2 protein-coding genes and 1 pseudogene are annotated in these 2,784 nt (G+C 62.4%); all 3 read right to left on the bottom strand.

Annotated elements, in window-relative coordinates:
- The coding region (locus NKF06_RS20330) for an acetyl-coenzyme A synthetase N-terminal domain-containing protein (protein WP_305882055.1) at positions 1 to 305 on the bottom strand (305 nt) is incomplete at its 3' end.
- A gap of 198 nt (positions 306 to 503) precedes the next feature.
- Complete coding sequence (locus NKF06_RS20325; RefSeq protein WP_253246434.1) at positions 504 to 2,270, bottom strand: bacterio-opsin activator domain-containing protein; 1,767 nt, start codon at positions 2,268 to 2,270, stop codon at positions 504 to 506.
- Positions 2,271 to 2,413: 143 nt separating this feature from the next.
- Positions 2,414 to 2,784 (bottom strand): annotated as a pseudogene (locus tag NKF06_RS20320) (acetate--CoA ligase); the annotation flags it as partial.

Here is a 2,784-nt window from a genome sequence, read left to right as displayed (position 1 = left end):
TTGATGGCGACGCGGTTCTTGTCCCCGTTTTCGACGTGCCGGTCGACGCAGTTGTGACAGGCGTTCAGTTCGCCGCCGGTGAACCACTCGTAGAACGGAGGGTTCGAGTCGTCCAACACCTCGTCGTACTCTTCGTCCCAATCGAGCATCTCGGCGGCCCGCTCCCAGCACTCGGGCCAATTCTCCTCGAACTCGTCGTAGATGCCGGCGTCCGAGACGTTCGCTTGTGCGACGAACTCCTCGGAGGGTTCGAACTCGTCTTGTTCTTCCAGCCGTGCCTCCAGTTCGGTGTCACCCTGTGCCATATGTCGTGTTAACGAGTCTCCACAAGGGGCATAAGTAGGATAACTAATTATCGAAAGATAACATCATGATTATGAATAGCAGTCGAAACTCGGTGCGATAGGCCCAAGAAAGGAATACAGACGAAATGAACTACTGTCGGAATGTATTGATAATAGTTCAGTCAATAATGAACGTTCGTGTGCCAACCGCTCGCACGCCTAAGGGTTTAGGGTCGAAGTGTGTTCGTCGCTGTCGTCGTCGAAGAACGCAGTCATGAGTTTCTGCTGTGCGGTTCGGAGATGCTGGTGGAGCGTCGGCGACGAGATGTCTATCGAATCCGCGAGGTCTTCGGCGGTACTACCGCGGGGCCACTCGAAGTACCCGGCGAGATAGGCCGCTCGCAGGACGGACTGCTGCTTGTCTGTGAGTCGCGCCACGAGCGACTCCCGAAAGTCGGCGGTGTTTCGCGTGGGCCGTTCGACCTCCTGTTTCGAGACGAGTTCGGTGGCGGGATACGCGTCGGTCAGGTCGGACATCACGTCTCGGAGCGGCGCTTCGTTCGAAAATTCGCCGACGAGACGGGCCACGCCGTCCTCCGCGACGAACCGCGAGACGGTTCCGTCGTAGGACGTGAGCGTCGTAATCGTCGACCCCGTGGAGAGCGCGACTTCGAGGAGTGACTCCGTTCCCCGGTCGCGGATGAGGCGGATGTGTTCGACTGCTGGCGTCGTTTGTAACTTGTCAAACACCGCGTCCGTCGTCGCCCCCCGAACGGTGAGAAAGCACAGCAACGACCGCTCCTCGATAGGAACGACGCCGCGGAGTCGAACCGAACAACCGAGGTCCGCGGAGAGTCCGACGAGCACGTCCTGTTGGTCCGATGATTCGAACTCCAGTTGAACGACGGTGTCGGCGAGGAGTAGCTTCCGACGCTCCGCGGCGGCGATTGCCTGTCCGACGTGGCGACCCAGCGTCACCAGCACGTCCGCCTCGGCGTCGGGGACAGCTTCGCCATCGAGCGCGACGTAGAGCGCGCCGTAGGCGGTTTCGCCGTGTACCAGCGGGACGACAGCGAGGCGGCCGCTCTCGGAGTTCGGCGGCAGATCGATACGCACGGTCTGCACGGCACCGGTATCGCACGCGCGTCGAGCGAAGTCCGTGTCTCGACTGGCGAGCGACCGGCGGACCGCTTCGAGCGATTCCTCGTCGAGTCCGGCGACGGTGAGCGACGCTCGCGCATCGGTTTCGTCCGACGCTATCCAAGCGAAACGGTAGTGGCTCGAATCGGCGAGTCCGTCACAGACGGCCTGTTCGACCTCGCCTCGCGTGTTCACCCCCGAGAGTGCCGACCCGACGCTTCGGGCGGTCTCGACGACCTGACGCACTCGGTCGGATTCACCGCCTGCGGGACGCTCGCCACTGTCGACGGCATCCGGCGACAGCGCATCGAGCACCTCGTCTTCGCTCGGTTCGTCGAGGAGCGGCGCGAGACTCTCGATTCGGTCCCATCCACCGATTCGCATGACGACGCTCGGCGGGACGCCATCACCGAGCATCGTTCGGGCGAAGTGCCGACGCAGGTCGCGAGTCGAAACGTCCGCCAACCCCTCGCGACCGGTTCGTTCGGCGGCCCGCGTTCCGACCGATGCCACGAGCATCTGCAGACGCCGCGGCGTGACCGGAAGCACTCGTTCAGTCTCGTCGATGTCGGTCGTCGTGACGTACTTGCGAACGTCGTGTTCGACCTCGGTCGGCAGGTACGCCTCCCGGCCGTCGGTCGGAACGGCGAGAAAGTAGAGTTCCGTTCCCCGGTGTCGCCGCTGGGTCACGTGGGAGGGTTCAAACTGACTCATCTCGGCCGGCGTGAGTCCGACTTCCGCGCCGAGTCGAAGCACGAGGTCCTCGCGGTACGTCTCGGTCGACCGTCGCAGTTGCTCGTACCCACCCGCGGACAACGGCGTCGGTTCGGAGTCTCCGCCCGGCATCCATTTCGGAATAATATCGAAGAGCGAACTAAATCTTCCGGTGAAAGGAAAGTAGACACACAGAGAAGCCAGTGGAGAGGAAAGAGCACCGCTCACCGAGGCAGAAACAAAATTTCGCGTATGTAGCAGTATCCGAAACGTCGTCAGCTGTCTCGGACGATGGATTCGAGTTCGCCGACGATTTCCGGGTTCTGAAGCGCGGACGTGTCGCCGAACTCCTCGCCGTTGGTGATGTTCTCGAGAAACCGGCGCATGATCTTCCCGGACCGCGTCTTCGGGAGGTCGGGTGTGAAGATGACGGCGTCCGGCGTGGCAATCGGACCGATGCGCTCGCGGACGTGCGAGCCGATTCGCTCGCGGAGGTCGTCGTCCCCGGCAACGCTCGTCTCCAGCGTGACGTACGCGTGGATACCACCCGTGTCGGCGTCATCGACGCTGACGACGGCGGCCTCGACGACACCCTCGACGCCGACGATGGCCGACTCGATTTCCATCGTTCCGAGGCGGTGACCCG

This window comes from Haloferax sp. AB510, assembly GCF_024136985.1.
In the GTDB taxonomy this organism is placed as follows: Archaea; Halobacteriota; Halobacteria; order Halobacteriales; family Haloferacaceae; genus Haloferax.
This window is presented reverse-complemented; position numbering and strand designations above follow the sequence as displayed.